Below are 17,136 nucleotides of genomic sequence, written 5' to 3' on the forward strand. Positions count from 1 at the left end.
AGGAGTCCGTACGTGCGGCTGCCGGTGGAGATGTCGGGGACCACCGTCAGCGCCGCGCGATCTCGATCGCCGCGGCCTCGACCCGGTCAGCCACCCGCAGGACACGGGCGACCGCGGCGTCCACGTACTCCACCTGACCGCCGGAGTTGAGGATGCGGGCCACCTGGTTGAGGTTGCCGCCGACGCGGGCGAGTTGTGCGCTGGCGGCCATCAGTTCTTCGACCCGGCCACGTTGGTCCAACAGCCAGGGCTGGGGGCCTCCTTGGGCCTGGGCGACCGCTACCGCCGCGTCGGCGAGGAAGCCGGCGGTCTTCAGACCGACGGCTTCCGCCGCACGCTTCACCAGCGCGAGTTCGTCGGAGGTCAGGCGGACGCTGCGGACTTGGTCACGGTGGACACGCTGGCGCAGGCGAGGTCGCGTACGCGGTGCGGCGTGCGGGGTCGGTTCCCCTCCTGGCTGCGATCCGCCCTCGGTCGCAGCCTCCGGACCCGGCACCCCCTGGTGCCGGGCCTCCCTCGCCGCTCCCGGGGCGGGGGTAAGCCCTTCCGAAACTCCTCCGCAGCCCGTGGCGGCGGAGGAGTTTCGGAAGGTACAGCTTGCTCGGCTTCGTGCCGGGCAGTCACCTAGCCGCAGGTCAGAGGATGTTTCGGGCGACTCGGAGGGCGTCATCGGGGCGTCTGGGCCTTCGTACGGCGCATGTCGCGGAGGACCTCGGTGACGAAGTCGAGCGCGAGGACCGGGTGGTGCAGGGTGCGCGGCGTGCTGGCGGGGGTTCGCTGGACGGTCCAGGTGCCGTCCGGGCCGGGGTCGGCGCGGTGCAGGTGGCCGTATCGCAGGAGCACGGTGATCCAGGCGTCGGCTTCGGCGGGGGTGGCCGGGGTGGTGCGCATCGTGGTGTCTCCGGTGCGTGGAGGGAGTTGGTGGGGTGCGGGCGGGTGGCCCGGCCGTGGCCGTTGGCCGCCCGCCTGTCCGGGCCGGTCGGTCAGCCGGTCCTAGTGGCCGACTCTTGGCCGGTCTCGGCGCGGAGTTGTTGCATCAGGGCGGTCAGTCGGTCATTGGCCAGCGTTTTCCCCTGTCCGCGGATGGCGTCGGCGACGACCTCGCGGGTGACCTTGCCCGCGTCGGTGACCGCCTGGCGGGCGATCGGCAGGAGGGTGTCCGCCGAAGCGGCGGTGTCCGGGCCGCCGATGTCCGAGGTCTCCGTGGCGGTGTCCGAACCGGTCGCCGGCTCGGTGACCGAGGGGGTGGCGAGCCGCAGGCGGGTGACCGGGGCAGGTCTACTGACCGGCTGTCCGACCAGGTCAGCGGCCTCTCCGCCGTTCGCCGACTCCGTCTCCGAAGCGCTCGCCGGGTGTCCCGACGGCTCCTCCCGGTCAGCCGTTCGCGGCACGTCCGGGCCGGAGGTGACCGCCGGACGGCCACTCTCCGGCCGGGTGAGCGCGGCCGAGTGTCCGGAGGCGGCCGGGACCGGCCGGTGTCCGTCCGCCGCGAGCGGGGGCTCCGGCCGATCGGCGGTGATCCGGTCAGGGCGGACGGTAAAGGTGTCCGACTGTCCGTGGTGACCGGCTTCGGTGACCCGGCGGGCGATGAGGATGTACAGGTGGACGGCTCCGGCCAGAGCCAGCGGTGCGAGGGTGGACAGGATTCCGACGGTCAGGTCACCGAGTCGGAGGCCTCCGTCGGTCGACGGCTGCTGCTCGTTGAGGCGTACGGCGTGCAGGGCGTTGGCCCAGATGCTGGCGGCCGTCGCGGTGCCGAAGAGCATCCAGACGTAGCAGCGGGCGGCCAGCGGTGCGGTGCGCAGGACCAAGAGGGCGCGTACGCCGTAGGCGATGAAGCCGTCGATCACCAAGGGAAAGAGGAAGGTCAGGAATCCCCGGACGTGGATGGCGATGGCCATCTGCTGCAGGGCGTCGTACGACAGGGCGCATCCGGCACCGCCGAGGGCGACGATGGCCGCCCGGTCCCAGCCGGTGATCCGCGCCGGCTCCGGCGCATCGTGGTTCACGCGGCCGTCCCGAGGTCGTGGCGGTTGGGAGCACTCGCCGTGGGTTCCTTGAGCGGCTGGGTACCGCTCCCGGGTTCGGCCTCCTTCTTCGCGGTCTTCTTCTCCGCCCGCTTCTCCTGGTCGACCGCACGGTTGCGGATCTCCCGGCGGGTACGGCGGTAGAGCTTCTCGGCGTGCTCCTCGGTGACCTTGAGGAGCCAGGCGAGGCGTTCGGCGGGCACATCGGCCTGGTAGGCGGCTATGACGACGGCGTCGCGCTCGGCCTGGGTGAGGTGGATGTCGCGGCCGGCCAGCGCGGCGTTCACCCGGGCGTAGTCGAAGCGGCGGTGGAGGTCGCGGTGCAGGGGGTCGCGTTCCTCTTCGGTCATACCGCCCCGGATGCCGTCGCGGTCCCCGTTCTCCAGGGCGGCGTCGAGGCAGGTGGCTCGGACGGGGCACTGCGCGCACAGGGCCTTTGCCTCGCGGATGCGGTCCATCTCGTCCGGCTCGGGGAAGAAGATGTCCGGATCGACCTCGTGGTGGGTCGTCGATCGGCAGGCGGCGCTCTCGTGCCAGGTGAGGTCGCCGAGCGTGCGTGGCTGCTGGTTCTCGATGCGGTGCATAAGGGGGTCTCCGGTCACCCGGGGCGCGTTTTGGGCATACGCCGCCCAGGGGTTGGTGCGTGGTGGAGGCGGAAGCGGCGGGGAATCAGGCGGTTGCAGCGGCGCGTCGGCGCTCGGCTGCGAGGGCCCGTCTGCGGTCGGGGCCGTCGAGGATGACCTTGTCGCTCATCTCGGTCAGGCGGGAGGCGACGCGGTCGCCGATGTGGGCGCGCAGGTCGGCCATGCCGAGGTTGGTGGTGATCAGCGTCGGGAGCATCTCGTTGTAACGGCGGTTGATCAGCCGCATCGTGATCTCCTCGGTCCACTCGCTGTTCTTGGCGGCGCCGAGGTCGTCGATGATCAGCAGCGGGCAGCGGGCGAGGTCCATCAGTTCCCGCTCGCCGTCGTGTCCGGGGCGGGGTCGCAGCTCGGCGTACAGGTCGGCGGCCGTGGTCGCCTTCCAGCGCAGCCGGACTCCGGCGAGGAGCAGCGAGCGGATCGCGCCGTACGCCTGGTGTGTCTTGCCGGTGCCGGTGGTACCGACGATCAGCAGCGAGCGGCCCTGCGCGATGCCCGGCGCCCCCTCGGGTCCGGGGCGGCCGGCCTCGGCGATCGCGCGGACCCAGGCGGCGACCGCCGGGTGGTCGGCGACGGCGGCCTGGTAGCGGGCCGGGATGCGGGCCTGTGCCGCCTGGAGGGCGGGAATCGGCTCGACGGGGTCGGTGAGTTGGACGGCTGGGTCGATGCCCCGGGCGGTGAGGATGCCCGCCAGGCGGCGGGCGATGCCGCCGATGGGCTGGGCGTCACGGTCGCGCATCACAGCTCCTCGGCGTAGGCGGCGGCAGGGTCGGCGGGGTTGGCCCAGGCCCGGTGACCGGGCACGTTAGGCCGCGATTCCGTCCGCACCAAACCGGCGGGGGTGGCGTTCATGGCCTCGTGGACCAGGCTCGGCAGGGTGCTCGGGTGCAGCCCCTTCGCCCGGTGACGGGCCAGTCCGGCCCGGATGTGGTCCGGGTCGATGCCCTCCGCGAGGAGTTTGGCGGTCTCCCGTCCGAGGTGGCCGAGCACGCCGCTGGGCGGACGGTGAGCGCAGGCAGCCGCGTACTCGGCCATGAGCTGCTGGGTCGAGACGGTCTCCGGTGCGGGGGCGCCTGCGCTCCCCGAAGGAGAAGTAGTTCCTAGATCCAAGTTCCTAGGTCCTAGATCCGGACCGTGAGGGCTCGTCGAGGGCTCACTGAGTCCTCCTTGAGTGTTCCGTGAGGGCTCATGGGATGTGCTCTGAGCTGCGATTTTGCGAGGGTCGGGGACCTCGTGCGGGGTGCGTGAGCCCTCACTGAGTCCTCCGTGAGGGCTCACGGAGGACTCAGTGCCGTCTCCGTGAGTTCGTGGTGCGTCCGGCGCGGGCTGCTCGACGTCGTGGTGCGGGCAGGCGGGGAAGCGGACGCCGCTGGGCCGGTTGACCTTCTGATGCTGGCGCCAGGTGACGATGTGCAGGTACCGCTTGCCGTCATCGCCCGCGTAGCGGCAGATCAGGTGGGCGGCAGCGAGCTGGGTCAGGTCGTCCTCGACGTCCACGGGGCCGTGCTCCGGGCGCAGCGACCACAGCAGCCCGGTGATCACGGCGGGCTGGTCACGGAAGCGACCATGGTCGTCGGCCTGCGTGAGGAGGCCGAAGAAGGTCCGCTCCGCTGCGAGGGAGACCGCGGCGAGCGACTCGGACGCGAAGGCCTCGGGCTTGATCGTTCGGATCCGGGCCACGTCAGCGGCCCCCGTCCGAATGGGCACGGGCCCCGGCCGTGGGACGCAGGGTCCCAGTGGCGAGATCGAGGTCGTGCGCCTCGTCCCAGTTCGCCTCGGGGAAGGCTCGGATCACCCAGCGGGCGGCGGCCACGCGCTGGGTCCGGTTGAGAGGTACGGGCTGCCCCCGCTCGTCGTACGCGCGGGTGTAGGGGCTCGGCCAGGTCTGGCTGGGCTGATGCCGCGAGACGCGGACGATACGGGCATCGGGCACCATGTCCGCGAGGAGAACGGCAAGGCGGTGCTGGCGGGTGCCGGCGGTGGGGTCGTCGGTCTTGGCGGGCTGGGCGGCGAGCGCCCTTCCGGCCCAGGACTCGGTCATGCGACAATTCCTTACTCGTAGGTGGGGTGGGACGGCCGTTCTCGTCGAAAAGGTCAGCCGACTCGCCCCGGTTATGAATTCGCGCCCTCAGGGGTGGCGGGCCTGGCGCCCGGAAGCTGCTAACTTCTGGGCGCCGGTCTCATCTCCCGCTGAAGACCGCTTACTTGGCGTCTGATGTGGCTCTCTTTCCCCCTTGAGGAGATCCTGGTTCGGCGGTTTCGCCGAGGGACCAGCAACATATGCACACCGCTTCCAACACTCCAGTGGATTGCGGCCCGTGGTCTGATCCGACGCCAACTCGACATATATTGCTGAGGTGATGCGCCCCCGCCACTCCGGCAGGGAGCGTTCTACTTGGTGGCCGCGAAGCCGCTGCGAGGCCTTGAGGTGGAGACTCCTGGCGGCTTCCTCGCCGGCCGCCCTACCGAACTACGCTTCCGACTCCATGGCTCATCAGCTCCCGAGCATGGATGGGTTAGTTCGCGGCAGCCGCGTGAATCATGAACGCGCGATTCGATGCGCCTAACAGCACGGCGATACGGATTGAAGCTTCTCCATTGCCCACAAGCCCTGCCCGAACAGCCATACAGCCAGCCGCTGTTTGAAGCAGAGACATGCGAAACTCCTTGCCTATCAGCCACCTTGTAAGTACCGCGCGTGAACGCGAAGGAGCCGTGATGTGATCTCGGCGCCCTACCGAAAGGCAGGACCACGCCCGGCGATCGAGGTATAAGCCCCCTTCGCCGATTACACCTTGAGAGCGCTCCACACGCGGGACCGCACAGAGCCCTCCCGGGATCGATCCCCTCGGCTGCTGCACCGCTGGAGATCGACAGCGAAGACGGGCGGGCGTGCAGCGCCACCCGTTTTTCGCTAAGCTGAAGCTACATCCACTCGCACAAAAAATCAACGCACCGAAGTTACTTCGGATTGCAGAAAAAAGAGGTTCGATGCCCGCCCGCCACTTCGACAGAGGTCGAGTACGCGCCGTGCGACGCGCCGCCGAGGTCGCGCAGACCGACGTGGCGACGGCCGTCGGCGTAGCGGACTCGACGGTCGCCGGCTGGGAGACAGGGTTGGCAACGCCCGATCCGGAGAAGCTGCCCGCCCTGGCGAAGGCACTCCGGCGGGAACTGGACGATCTCTTCCCCCGCACGGGTCTCCCCGACCTGACCGATCTGCGTTGCGACGCCGGCTACTACCAGTACGAGACGGCGAAGCTGATCGGGACGAAGAGCGCGGGTCCCGTGGCAGGAGCCGAACGTGGCGAGCGGCGACTCAAGGACAAGTACGTCCCCGCCTTGGCAGCGGCCTACGGGGTGAGCGAGGAGGAGTTGCGGCGCGCGGAGGACCGCTCCATCGCCAAGGCGCAGGGTGGTAAAGCCGAATCGGAGGCCACCGGGACCGCACCCGTGACCGGGGGGCCGCCCGGCACGCTGGCGGAGAGAATCACCCTGATCCTGGAGCGCTCGTATCCGGGCGGGCAGGGTCCGCCGACGGACGAGGAGATCGCCGACGCGATCAACTCGCATGCCGGGGCGCGGGTCGTCTCCGCAGCGGGCGTTCTGGATCTGCGTACCGGCGCCGTGGAGACGGCAGCGCCTGTCGTCCTTGAGGGCCTGGCGGCGTTCCTCGGCGTCTCGCCGATGTACTTCCAGCCGGACGACGCCGTGGCCCGCCAGGTCTACGAGGGTCTCCAGCTCCTGTCGGCCTCACGGAAGGGGGCCGTGGGCCGGGTCAAGGGGCGCGGGATGGGCCCGCAGGGCCTGCCGACGAACGTCATGGAGTTCGTCAACGACCTGGTCACGGAGCTGGAAGAGAGAGAGCCGAACGACAGCGAGTAGCGCCTGCCCGAAGCCCGACCGGAGGCTTCGGACAGCGTGCGGGGCCGCTCCTGTTCTCGGGCCGCTCTCTACTGCTCGCGGTGTCGGCCGGCGGCGATCACGGCGCGGATCGTGCGCAGGGCGTCGAGGTCTTCGAGGGGGTCCCCCTCGATCACCAGCAGGTCGGCACGGAATCCCGGAGCGATCCGGCCCGTCGTCTCGCCCAGTCCCAGCGCGTCAGCCGCGTCCGCCGTGGCCATGTTGAGGATCTTGCTGTTCGGCAGGCCCAAGTGCGCGTAGAACGACAGAGCAGGCACCAGCCCGTCGAACCCGGCACGCTGGACTCCCGCGTCGGTTCCGGCGACGAGCTTGGCGCCTGCCTCCGCCATCTGACGGACCAGGTCGAACATGGCCGCCGCCCGTTCCTCGCCGAAGAAGCGCGGGAGCATCTGCCAGTGGGGGCTCACGGCCGGGCAGACGGCGATGCCTTCTTCGACGATCCGCTTCAGGACGTCCTGTCGGAGGTCGAAGCCGTCGGCTGTCATCCAGGTGCAGTGCTCGACCGTGTCCACGCCCGCTTCCACGGCGGCGGCGATGCCGTCCGCGCCGTGTGCGTGGGCGGCCACCGGGACGCCGGCCTTGTGCGCCTCGTCCACCAGGGCCCGCAACTCCTCCGGGGTGAACTGGCTCTGCCAGCTCTTCGGCCCGTCCTTGGTGAGGCCGCCGCCGGTCACCATGGCCTTGATCACGCCCGCTCCCGCGGCGAGGTTGCGCCGTACGAGATCGCGGACCTGGTCCACGCCGGAGACCTCGCCGCCCAGGAAGTGGCAGTGCCCGCCAGGAGGAGTGGCCGGTGTGCCCGAGGAGACGATGCGCGGGCCAGAGGTGCCGCCCCGGCTGATCTCCCCGTCCAAGCGGAGTGCCAGGCCGTTGCGGTCTCCCAGGTCCCGGACCGTCGTGACCCCGCTGGACAGGAGCTGCTCCGCACGTCGACGCATGTCCTCCAGCAGCTTCTCGTCGCTCGACTCGGCGAGGGTGGCCACCGGGTCGCCGCCGCCGTCGAACGCGAGATGCACGTGGGCGTCGATCAGTCCGGGCAGCACCGTCGCGTCGGGGAACGCCAGGTGCCTCTCGTCCGCACCGATGCGGTCGGCGAGCTGGGCGCGCGGCCCGACCGCGGCGATCGAGTCACCCTCGACGAGGACGGCACCGTCCTCCAGGTACGTCCCGGAGCCGGTCAGGACCCGGCTGGCGGTGATCAGCATCTCGTTAGGTCTCCCTCGTTCTTCCACGGTCACGCGGTCAGCCGGAGTGCTTCCGACACCGCGATCAACTGCCGGACGTCCGCCTCCCGGTCGTCCTCCTTCGGCACCGCGAGCGGCACTGCCTGTCCCGGCGCCGGCGAGCCCTGTCGGATCGTGTCGGCGGCACGCCGTAGTCGGCTCGCGAGTTCCGCCGGCTCCAGGCTGAGCAGGTCGGCGTCACCGTCCTCGTCGACCAGGTAGGGACTGATGTCGACCAGCCCGTCCCGGCATTCCACTATCCGCCGGTGGTAGCGACGGTGCACGCCACGCGCCCGCCACCGATCCCACAGGCGGCGGGAGGCAGGGCGAAGTTCGTTCTCCGGGTAGACGTCGGTCAGCAGCTGCCACAAGGGGCTCAGCCGACGGTGGTCGCGGCGCCGCCGCAGCCACAGCCGGATGGCGGTGATCCTGGAGCGACTCGCCGAATAGGTGATGCCCGCGACGAAGAGCAGGATCGACGCTACGAGCCAGAACGCCACGCCGGCCGTGAGCCGGTCCGGAACCGTTCCGCCGCTCCAGCGGACGGCGACGAAGACCGCGCGGACAGCGCAGGCCACCGCCATGGCGCCGAGGCCGATCGCCGTCATCCACAGCCCTGTGGCGTGCGGTCGGCTCGACATGCGGGCATAGCGTGCGGTCCACCGTCCGGCGGCGCCGAGCGCGTACATCAGGTACAGGCCCGCGCCGGCGTAGAAGAAGGCGATCTGCGGGATCGTCATGTCCGCCGTGCTGAACGAGCCGGCGAAGTCCTCGTGCGGCACGGTCACTGCCGCCAGGATGATCGCCACAGTGACCGCGGACACGACGGCGGCTTCCCACCGCGCGCGACGTCGCGCCGCCGGCGCGTCGGCCGAGTACAGGTAGAAGCACATCAGGAAGTAGACCGTCAGCAGCAACAGGACGTTCTGGATCAGCTTCGCCGTGCCGTGCCCGGCCACGGTGTCGATACCCGTGGTGCCGCCCGGCATGGCCACGGGGTACGAGAGGCCCGCGCTCAGCAGGCAGAGGGCGACCGACCTCGTGGGAGCGTCACGCGAGGCCCGGGACCAGAGGTAAAGCCTCCACACGACGGCAGCCGCGATGATCAGAAGGAGTATCCCGCTCACTGGTTACAGCCACCCTCGCCGGTCGCCCAGGGCCGACTGGACCCGACGTACCTCCGGGTCCTCCGACAGAGGGGGGAGCTCGTCGAGCACCGAGGACCACTCCAGGATGATCGTGGCCGCGAGCTCGACCGAGCACTCCTCCTTGTCCTCGTACGAACAGCGGCGGGCGACCCGCCGGATCAGCCTGGGATCGAGTACGGGAATGAGGGTCGCCCAACCCTCGACGAAGTCGTCCGGGGATTCCTCCGGCGCCCCCTCGGCCTGGTCCTCTTCCCACTCGGCGACGAGGATGTGGAGGATCTCGTGGAGGATGATCTGCCGCTGGTGCAGCCGGGTCGTCTCCTGCTGGTAGAGGATCACGTCCATCTGCGGCGTATCGACCCACAGCCCCGAGGGCCCCGGCTTCTCCAACGGGAAGGGCCGCAGGACGATCGGACGTCGGCGCCTCTCGCTGAGCGCCTTGACCAGCTCCTCCACGTCCAGAGGCGGGTGGATGCCGAGCTCGCGCAGCTCCTGCCGCAGTCGGCGGTGGAGGTCGCGCTCCACGGTCCGCCGCTCAGCCGTCCGCCAGCGCCCCAGCCTCCGGCGCCTCCCCCTCTCCTGCGCAGGCATCGGAGGTTGCGAAGCGTCGCGACGACTCTCTCCCAGAGACATTCGAGCTATCCCTTCGTACCGGCCGATCGGGCTCTTGCTCGGAGCCGGGCACCAGCCACCGCGGGTCAACGATGTTCGGGTCCCCGGACGGCGCACGGAGGCGATCACGAGCGCCGAGACCTGTGCCGACCAAAGGGCACATACGTATCTCAGCGATCGAGCCACGAGGACGCGCGAGAGTCTCTCCGAGCCCGCCAAGTCGCTAACGCGAATAGCCAAGCGATCCAGTGAAGCCTCTACGGGAACAGCTTCGGACCCTACGCGAGGTTCACGTGAGATCAAGGCCGGAAAGTGCCCCCCGAAGAGCTGTCGACCAGAGATCACCCGCCACAACAAAAGCCGACAAAACAGTCAATCCTTATTTCGATCATGGCCCTGAACTGCTGATTCATTTGTGTTCATATTGACCACTGGCGCGTCGCCGACGGGTGCATCCGTTACCCCTTTGAGATATTTAACGAGAGCACAAGCCGTATATTTAGTCGCAAAAGTATCGAATCGGCAGCAGTCAGGAGCGCAGAAAATTGTGTGCAAGGGGTCACTTCTGCGCCAATCTGTGCAGTCATCCGCGTTACGCTCCCGAGCATGCCTAGCGACATATTCAGCCAGACACCTGAGCACTCAGCGTTCTGGGGCGAATACCACCTGTGCACACTGACCACGCTTCGCGCGGACGGCACTCCCCACGTAGTGCCTGTAGGCGTGACGCTGGATGTCGAAACAGGAGTCGCCCGAGTTATCACACGCAAATCAAGCAGGAAGGTTGCCAATATTCAGGCATCCCGCCCCGGCGAAGCTCGCGCGGTTGTCTGCCAGGTCGACGGAGGCCGCTGGGCCACCCTGGAGGGCACGGCCGAAGTGCTGACCGACGTGGCGGCGGTCGACGACGCCGTGACCCGCTACGCCGACCGGTACGGCCGGACTCCGGCTCCGGACCCGGAGCGCGTGGTTATCGAGATCACGATCGACCGGGTCATGAGCCAGTTGAACGCCGCTCGGCCGAAGGCGGCGAGCACTGCGGCCTGACCGCGCGGGAGCCCCGGGAAGGGCAGAACCTGACATCTACGCCTATGCGCGGAGGCGTCGACATGACACCGCCCGCCTGTGGAACCCGTTCCCGGGACTGCCACCCGCGCAGCACTCGGCCTGCACGCACGGCCCTGGTACCGGTCGCGTGCAGCGACGCTGGCGTTGTCCGTACTCGCCGTTGTGTGCGCGATGGGTCTCGTCGTCGTTTCTCCCCTGGCGCTTCCCGCGCTGGACGGCAGCGGAGAGGACTGGGAGCGGATCGGCGACATCGCCCAGGCGTACGGCGCGGTGTCCGCGCTCCTGTCCGGTCTGGCCGTCGTCGGCGTGGCAGCCTCGCTGGTGCTCCAGGCACGGGAAGCGAAGGCTGCCCGGGTGCAGAACACCCGCTTGATGCACATGGAGTTCACCAGGCAGGCCATCGAGAACCCCGAGTACCTCGACTGCTGGGGTGGCCCCGACGCGTCCCGGACGGTTCTGCTCCGGCGACAGCACATGTACGTCAACCTGGTGGTTTCACACTGGGAGATGTGGTTCGAGCTCGGGGACCTCACGGAGCAGTGGCTGGCGTCCATGTGCGACGAGATCTTCGCCAGCGGGATCGGCCGCTCGTTCTGGGCACGGACCCGTGAAGCGCGTATCTCGACAGCGTCCACACGGCGGATGAAGCTCTTCAACCAGATCATCGACGCCCGGTACAAAGCGGCGCTCGGCACCCCACCGCGTACCGAGCCTGCGCTACCGGATCTCGGTGTGCCCGGAGTTGTGCCTCCGCGCGCGGCTGATCAAGACCGTCCCTGAACTCGCCGCGTGCACTTCGCTCTCCCGCTCAAGCAAGTGGTTGGGCAAGTGCGGAACACCGGTCTGCTGCCCGCGTCCACGCTGCCTCACCGTTCACGCCGTCGTACGACGCCTCCAACTCGGAGAGGATCGCCGCGCCTTCCGCATAGCGGCCGATCGCGAGGTCCAGCCACATCAGGCTCAGCCGCTCATCAGCGAGCGGGTCGCGCGCACCGGCCACGGTGTACGCCGCCCATGCGGCCCTCGGCAGATCGACGTCGACGGCCGGCACCTCTCCGCCGATCGCGCGCAAGAGGGCACCGGCACGATGTACTGCCGCGAGGGAGGCGGCGTCTCCGAGGGCGGTCGACATCGCGGCCTGTAGAGCCCCGATACTGGCTTCATCAACTTCCTGCCACAGTCGCCACTTCGTACGCACCGCCTCGCCGGCGTCCAGGGACGCAGCACCTGGAACGCAGCCGTGGGCGAGGAAGAGATGAACTCTTTCAGTGCTCACCGCACGGGCGGTGACGACCGTGCCCAATGAGTACAACCACGCCGCCTGCAGTCCGGTCTCTTCGGCGAGTTCGCGCCGGGCGGCGTCCGCCGGCTCCTCGTCCTCGTCAACCAGTCCTCCGGGCAGATCCGTGATCTCGACGTCATGGAGATAGTGGTGCTGCGTGACCATGGCCACCCGTCCGCGGTAGACGGCGAGAACGCGTACCGAATCCGGCGCGGCCACGTGGGGATAGGCGACGGCGGCGCCGTCGGGCCGTACAGCTTGGTCCACCATGAGGCGGATACGGTTGTGCGGTCCGCCGGTAAAGAGGATCTGGCTGTCCTGCTTGCGCCATCGGCCGTCGGTGTTCATGCACAGGAACCCTACTGTTCCTGATACACGTGCTGACGGGGCGGTGTGAGACTGCGGCAGGTTCGGCGAGGTCGCGCTGTGCTCGTCGGCGAAGGGACCGGATCTCCTCGTGCCGGTCGCCGGCTACGCCGCGTGGAGCGCGGCCGTGCTGGGCAGGCTCGAAGACGTCGGCCCGGACGTCGACGCGATTGGTTGGATGGAGTGCTTCGGATGCAGCAGTCAACATCACTGGCGGCCGACCGGGCGGGCCAGGTACTGGCACGGGTCGAGGCACGCCTCGTCGGCGGCGAGGACGGCGACGACGTGCTGGCGGTCGACCTGAGTCGCCATGACCCCGAGTCTCTGGCCGCGCCGGGCGCGCTGATGTTCAACAACTTCCAGGTCGCCTTCGAACCGGATCAGCACACGGATCAGCCGGGACTCCAGAAGACGTTCGTCCGCGGAGTGCAGACGTCAGTCGCGGTGGTGTCACGGGGGTGGACGGACGAGGCGCCCGACGCGGTCGTGGATCGCGTTTTCCGTACGCTGCCTGGGCTGAGCACGAATGTGGCGGCAGCGCTGGTGGATGATCACACATGCCGGGTGGGGTTGCGGCCCAGGAAGCAGCCGTTCGACCTGAACAACGAGGGGGTGCTGCTGACGATGACGTGCCAGGACCCCGACGCACCGGTGGAGCTCTTTCCTGCCCTGCTCTACAGCTGGGTCTCCTGGTGGTACCGCCGTGCCACTCGGTTGCACGGGCGGGAGATCGAAAACCGGGAGATCCCGTCGCCCCCCGAGCGTCTTGACCTGGTCGTACGCGGACGGCGCTTCCCCGTCCACCTACGGGACTTCACCCCCGCCTCGTGGTCGACATCGTCTTTCTGACCCGCTCAGCGGCAGGGGCTGATCGACCTCCCGCTGCTCCCTGCCGAAGCCGAGAGCTGCTGAGGCTGTCCGGCCGACGGGTACCCGTTGCCCTCGGGGTGCGCTCGCGGAAGGCTTCGGTGGCAGGATGCGGGGAGCGCCAAGCAGGCGTGTGACGGAGATCGAGGAGGAAGCGTGCCGAACCCCGGCCCGGCGGGGAGTACCGACGCGCGTACGCGGCTGGCGGCGATCACGCTGTCTCCGCCTGCTGTTCCGGTTCCCCGGCAGATCGGGCAGGACGGGGCGGCTCTCCCACCGGCTGAGGATCTGGCCCGGCTGGAGAAGGCTGCCGCAGGAGCCTCGGTCGTGGCGCTGGAGATGGCGGACCGGGAAGCTCGGCGCGCTCTGCTGGCCGACTGGGTGTCCCGCCACGCCCCTGAGTTCCCCGGCGGACAGCTGTACTTCGACATGGACGAGGTGCGCCGGGACTGGGCCGGGGACCCTTCCGTGATGCTGGCCCATTTCCTGCGCGCCCTGGGTGTGGTGGAGGAATTCATCCCGCCCCAGTTCGGCGACCGTTTCCGGGCATTGCAGCAGATCACCCAGGAACGCCGCGTCCTTATCGTTGTCGACGGTGCGGGCAGTGCGGCCGAAGCCATCGTTGCAAGATGCCCGCCGGGCTTGCTGCTCGTGTCCAGCCGCCGTCGGCTGGACACGCTGAACGCGCACGGTGAAACCGTCCATCTCAAGGTAGACAGCCCGCCGAGCACGGCTGACGACCCGGGCGCCCTCGTGGCGTCACTCCCTCGTCAGGCCCGCGCCGTGTATCGGCTACTGGGACACCTGCCCGCGCCGACCGTCAGCCCCGCCCTGCTCCACCACCTCGTCGGCGCCAGCTCTCAGACGGCAATCACCCAGCTCACGGCGGCCGGGCTCCTGGTATCGGCCAGCTCACCCGACCGGTTCCGCCTGCGCGACAGCGCCCGCGCCCCCGCTCAGGACCGGGCTCGCAACGAGTCGCCGGACGAACAACGGCGGGTTCGGCGGCAGCTCACTGATGCCATCCTGACGTTGGTCGAAGAGGCCGCCGCCATCTGCACCAGGTCCGATGCCGACGACACCGCGCGCCGGGCGGCCTTGGAGGTGCTGGACGCCGAGCAGCACACGGTGACCGGCATCATGCAGATGATCAACCGTGATCAGTGGCACCGCGAGGTGTGGCGGCTGGCCATGGCTCTGTGCCCCCTGTACGACGCCCGGGTCTACGAGTCCTACTGGCGCGACAGTCACACCCTCGGGGTCGAGGCGGCCATGTGGGACGGGGCGATCGACGTGCAAGCCGAACTCCGTACCCGGCTCGCCCGACTTGAGCTCCTGTGCGGCCAATGGGACCATCCCGAGCGGGCGGGCAAGGAGATCAACCGGGCCCAGGAGATGCTGTCCTTGGTCAGCAACGACCGGCTGCGCGGGTTGATCTGGCGAACTCGCGCCGAGGTTGAAGAGGACCAGGGCCGCGATCCGGTCCCCGCCTGGCGGGAGGCCCTGCGCTTCTACACCGAGGCCGGCGATCCGGTCGGCGCCGCGGCGTCCGTCGCCCGGCTCGGGCAAGCCCTGGTCGCGGCCGGTCATGCCGAGGAGGCGTTGTCCCTCTTGGCCGGCGGCGCCTCTCCGTCCGGCGCGGACGCCGACCTGGCGCGGGCGGCGGCCCACCGCGCGCTCGGGCAACACGAGTTGGCCCTGACCACGGCGGTGAACGCCGCACAACACGCTGCCGAACACGCCCAGTACCAGCTCTACGCCTCGGCGCTCACCCTCCTCGCCGACACCGCCGCAGACCTCCAGGACGAAGAGCTGCTCCAGATGTGCCGGTCCAAAGAGAGGCAGTTGGCGCAGGTAGCCGGGCTCACTCCTGTCCGTCCGGCCGACTGAGACAACGCCCACCAGCCCCTCACGTCCGCGACGTCCGCCCCACAGTTCCGGCAGGTCAGGCGGGTACGCCCGCCAACTGCGAGAGCTGCTGACCGGCCTGTTGAGGCGTCGGCCGAACCGATACCGTGTCAACCATGGATTCGAGTCTGCGTACGGCGGTGGAAGAGGTTTCAGCAGTCGGCGAGGACGAGCCCGGGTGGAACACGGCCGTTGCCCGGGCCGCGCGGCTTGTCGAGCCGCAGTGGCTGACGGTCAAGGGGTGGGAGTACCGGCGGATCCATGGTCTGCAAAGCCTGGCGCTGCTCCTGTACGCGCTCGACCGTGACGAACTGCTCGACGACCGGGCGGTGTTGACGGCGCTCGCACCGTACGTGCAGGTCCGCACCCCCGACGTCTGGGGATACACACGAGACGGCTGGCTTTTCGCCACAGGGAAAGCGACAGCGGCCACGCAGGCCCTGCTCGCCGAGCACCTCCCCACCGACAGCCAGCCACTCAACCTGCTGATGACCTCCCTGACGACGCCCGAGGAGGTCTGGACGACGATGGAACTGCCGTCGATGGACACCCCCGACTTCCGCGAGCCGCTGGCACCCGCGCTGGAGTGGCTCCACCGCGCTCTCCCGCCAACGCCCCAGGCGGCCTAGCAGAGAAGAGCCCTCAGGCACGGGTGCAGCGCCAGGGGCTTCAGCGGTACTCCGGGCCGTCCGGGTCAGGCGGCTCGACGGCCACGGGCGCGTCGGCCGGGGTGATGGTGAGACGGTAGGTGTCGGAGAGCACCGTGGCATCCATCCGGCCCGGCGGACGGGGCTGCATCAGGCCGAAGCGAAATCCCAGGGGAAAGGTGACTCCCTGGTCGGCGAAACGGGCCAGCTGCTGCTCACCCCACCATCTGATCCAGCCGTAGATCACCGACGGGTACAGGCCCACAGGTCCTGGCTCGTCGCTGCGGACCAGCACCGTATAGCCAGCCGGTTCCCAGACCGCAGGCGGCTGAACACGCTGCCACACCAGTACCGAACGGTCGCTCGTCACCGCTGCCACGATCAGGGCACCGGGCAGTGAGCGCACCCTCTTCCGCAGCACCTCCTGCGCAGCCTGCAAGCTGGAGTACTCGCGGGCGTCGGCAACGACGACGGACGCGCTCTGGACGACCGGCGCCGGCTGGATCAGTGACCGCCCAGCCGGCGCCAGCAGATGCCATGTCCCCTCCACCATCCGCGCCTCCGGCACCTCCGGCCCCCGCCAGTCCACGCGCACCCGCACGACCGAATCCGGCCCGGTGTCCGTACGCGTTTCCACATGCCCCGCAGCCACAGCCTCGTCCGTCGGCACATCGATCACGCCGGGCCCCTCTCCTCGCCGCTGATGGGTCACCCGCCTGGACCGACGGATGTACCTCTCCTATCCTCCCCGCACTGCGCAAGTCCAGCGGCCCTATGGCCATTTGCTCACCTCATACGCCCTACGCAACCTGGTCCGTGACCATCGGTCCAGCTGCGCTGACACGTCACGCTGCCCTTGTCGGAACTGACGCCATCCCCTCGTGAATCAAGCGATGTGATGTGCCCGCCACGGCAGTGCCGTCATCCGCCTAGCGGAATCTCGGCGAGCGGCTCCCAGGTCATGCGCCATCCGCCGGTGTCCGAGGCGATAGCGAAGCGGACGTTCAGCAGGTGCAGGGTGTCCACATGCATAGGTGCCCGGCGCGGGGTGATCGCCCGTAGTCGGCTGTTGAGGGAATCCGAGTTCGCGGAGTCGTAGCTGTACCCCAGGGACATGTGGAGTCGACCGCCGGCATGCTGTAGCGCGGTATCGCCGCGGTTCGTGCGGATCACGGCGCGTACCCGTTCCTGGAGGGCGACGGCCTGCGCGTCGGGCCAGACATCGAGAACCGCGCCGGCGATGTTTCCGATGGGCGGCCCCACCTCGGTGTCGAACGGTGCCGCGTCAGCCAACTCCTTGTGCAGGCCGTCGATCAGCGCTCGTTGTTCTGCCTGGCTTATCTCGGGGGTAGGAGCGTCAGCGACCATCTCGATCGTCACGTGTAGCTCCCCGGGATCACCCTCCTGGGACGGGTATGCCGGA

The 17,136-nt window shown here is 69.2% G+C and carries 19 protein-coding genes; 6 read left to right on the forward strand and 13 right to left on the reverse strand.

Annotated features, from left to right (window positions below):
- Positions 1–46: 46 nt before the first annotated feature.
- From mobC to ABZ896_RS27905, 7 genes are all read right to left on the reverse strand, one after another.
- On the reverse strand, positions 47–343 hold the full coding sequence (mobC, locus tag ABZ896_RS27875; protein ID WP_360934767.1) for a plasmid mobilization relaxosome protein MobC: 297 nt from the start codon (positions 341–343) through the stop codon (positions 47–49).
- Positions 344–666: 323 nt separating this feature from the next.
- On the reverse strand, positions 667–891 hold the full coding sequence (locus tag ABZ896_RS27880) for a hypothetical protein (protein ID WP_360934770.1): 225 nt from the start codon (positions 889–891) through the stop codon (positions 667–669).
- Between the two features lie 92 nt (positions 892–983).
- Entirely contained in the window at positions 984–2,009 is a 1,026-nt protein-coding gene (locus tag ABZ896_RS27885; protein ID WP_360934773.1) for a DUF2637 domain-containing protein, read from the reverse strand.
- Positions 2,006–2,611 carry a WhiB family transcriptional regulator gene (locus tag ABZ896_RS27890; RefSeq protein ID WP_360934775.1) on the reverse strand — a complete coding sequence of 202 codons (606 nt, stop codon included), beginning with the start codon at positions 2,609–2,611 and terminating at the stop codon, positions 2,006–2,008. Before ABZ896_RS27890 ends, ABZ896_RS27885 begins: the two co-directional genes overlap by 4 nt.
- 85 nt (positions 2,612–2,696) lie before the next feature.
- Positions 2,697–3,407: an ATP-binding protein gene (locus tag ABZ896_RS27895; RefSeq protein ID WP_360934778.1), complete on the reverse strand. Its 711-nt coding sequence runs from the start codon at positions 3,405–3,407 to the stop codon at positions 2,697–2,699.
- Positions 3,407–4,348, reverse strand: coding sequence for a hypothetical protein (locus ABZ896_RS27900; protein WP_360934781.1), 942 nt, complete (start codon positions 4,346–4,348; stop codon positions 3,407–3,409). Before ABZ896_RS27900 ends, ABZ896_RS27895 begins: the two co-directional genes overlap by 1 nt.
- Before the next feature lies 1 nt (position 4,349).
- Positions 4,350–4,709: a hypothetical protein gene (locus tag ABZ896_RS27905; RefSeq protein ID WP_360934784.1), complete on the reverse strand. Its 360-nt coding sequence runs from the start codon at positions 4,707–4,709 to the stop codon at positions 4,350–4,352.
- 950 nt (positions 4,710–5,659) lie between these two features.
- Here ABZ896_RS27905 and ABZ896_RS27910 point away from each other — a divergent pair.
- Positions 5,660–6,553: a helix-turn-helix transcriptional regulator gene (locus ABZ896_RS27910; protein WP_360934787.1), complete on the forward strand. Its 894-nt coding sequence runs from the start codon at positions 5,660–5,662 to the stop codon at positions 6,551–6,553.
- Positions 6,554–6,621: 68 nt separating this feature from the next.
- On the opposite strand, the gene ABZ896_RS27915 is transcribed toward ABZ896_RS27910, so the two are convergent.
- The 3 genes from ABZ896_RS27915 to ABZ896_RS27925 are packed head-to-tail and all read right to left on the reverse strand — an operon-like array spanning position 6,622 to position 9,488.
- Positions 6,622–7,797: an amidohydrolase family protein gene (locus ABZ896_RS27915; RefSeq protein ID WP_360934790.1), complete on the reverse strand. Its 1,176-nt coding sequence runs from the start codon at positions 7,795–7,797 to the stop codon at positions 6,622–6,624.
- Between the two features lie 29 nt (positions 7,798–7,826).
- A complete protein-coding gene (locus tag ABZ896_RS27920) occupies positions 7,827–8,942 on the reverse strand; it encodes an MAB_1171c family putative transporter (RefSeq protein WP_360934793.1) in 1,116 nt (371 codons plus the stop codon).
- A gap of 3 nt (positions 8,943–8,945) precedes the next feature.
- Positions 8,946–9,488: a hypothetical protein gene (locus tag ABZ896_RS27925; RefSeq protein ID WP_360934796.1), complete on the reverse strand. Its 543-nt coding sequence runs from the start codon at positions 9,486–9,488 to the stop codon at positions 8,946–8,948.
- Positions 9,489–10,181: 693 nt separating this feature from the next.
- Here ABZ896_RS27925 and ABZ896_RS27930 point away from each other — a divergent pair.
- Both ABZ896_RS27930 and ABZ896_RS27935 read left to right on the forward strand, forming a co-directional pair.
- The gene (locus ABZ896_RS27930; RefSeq protein WP_360934799.1) at positions 10,182–10,622 is read left to right on the forward strand and encodes a PPOX class F420-dependent oxidoreductase; all 441 of its coding nucleotides are present in this window, start codon (positions 10,182–10,184) and stop codon (positions 10,620–10,622) included.
- 165 nt (positions 10,623–10,787) lie between these two features.
- Positions 10,788–11,423: a DUF6082 family protein gene (locus ABZ896_RS27935; protein ID WP_360934802.1), complete on the forward strand. Its 636-nt coding sequence runs from the start codon at positions 10,788–10,790 to the stop codon at positions 11,421–11,423.
- Between the two features lie 28 nt (positions 11,424–11,451).
- Here the strand turns inward: ABZ896_RS27935 and ABZ896_RS27940 are convergent, their stop codons facing one another.
- Positions 11,452–12,273, reverse strand: a complete 822-nt coding sequence (locus ABZ896_RS27940; RefSeq protein WP_360934805.1) for an NUDIX hydrolase — start codon at positions 12,271–12,273, stop codon at positions 11,452–11,454.
- A gap of 210 nt (positions 12,274–12,483) precedes the next feature.
- Between ABZ896_RS27940 and ABZ896_RS27945 the strand changes: the two genes are divergently transcribed.
- The 3 genes from ABZ896_RS27945 to ABZ896_RS27955 all read left to right on the forward strand — a co-directional run bounded on the left by ABZ896_RS27945 (position 12,484) and on the right by ABZ896_RS27955 (position 15,695).
- Positions 12,484–13,140, forward strand: coding sequence for a hypothetical protein (locus ABZ896_RS27945; protein WP_360934808.1), 657 nt, complete (start codon positions 12,484–12,486; stop codon positions 13,138–13,140).
- 174 nt (positions 13,141–13,314) lie between these two features.
- Complete coding sequence (locus tag ABZ896_RS27950) at positions 13,315–15,048, forward strand: hypothetical protein (protein WP_360934811.1); 1,734 nt, start codon at positions 13,315–13,317, stop codon at positions 15,046–15,048.
- Positions 15,049–15,182: 134 nt separating this feature from the next.
- Positions 15,183–15,695, forward strand: a complete 513-nt coding sequence (locus tag ABZ896_RS27955; protein ID WP_360934814.1) for a hypothetical protein — start codon at positions 15,183–15,185, stop codon at positions 15,693–15,695.
- A 40-nt stretch (positions 15,696–15,735) separates the two neighbouring features.
- On the opposite strand, the gene ABZ896_RS27960 is transcribed toward ABZ896_RS27955, so the two are convergent.
- Both ABZ896_RS27960 and ABZ896_RS27965 read right to left on the reverse strand, forming a co-directional pair.
- Positions 15,736–16,392, reverse strand: a complete 657-nt coding sequence (locus ABZ896_RS27960) for a hypothetical protein (RefSeq protein WP_360934817.1) — start codon at positions 16,390–16,392, stop codon at positions 15,736–15,738.
- A gap of 242 nt (positions 16,393–16,634) precedes the next feature.
- Positions 16,635–17,093, reverse strand: coding sequence for a 2'-5' RNA ligase family protein (locus tag ABZ896_RS27965; protein WP_360934820.1), 459 nt, complete (start codon positions 17,091–17,093; stop codon positions 16,635–16,637).
- Positions 17,094–17,136 lie beyond the last annotated feature (43 nt).

The organism is Streptomyces sp. NPDC047072, assembly GCF_040643855.1.
In the GTDB taxonomy this organism is placed as follows: Bacteria; Actinomycetota; Actinomycetes; order Streptomycetales; family Streptomycetaceae; genus Streptomyces.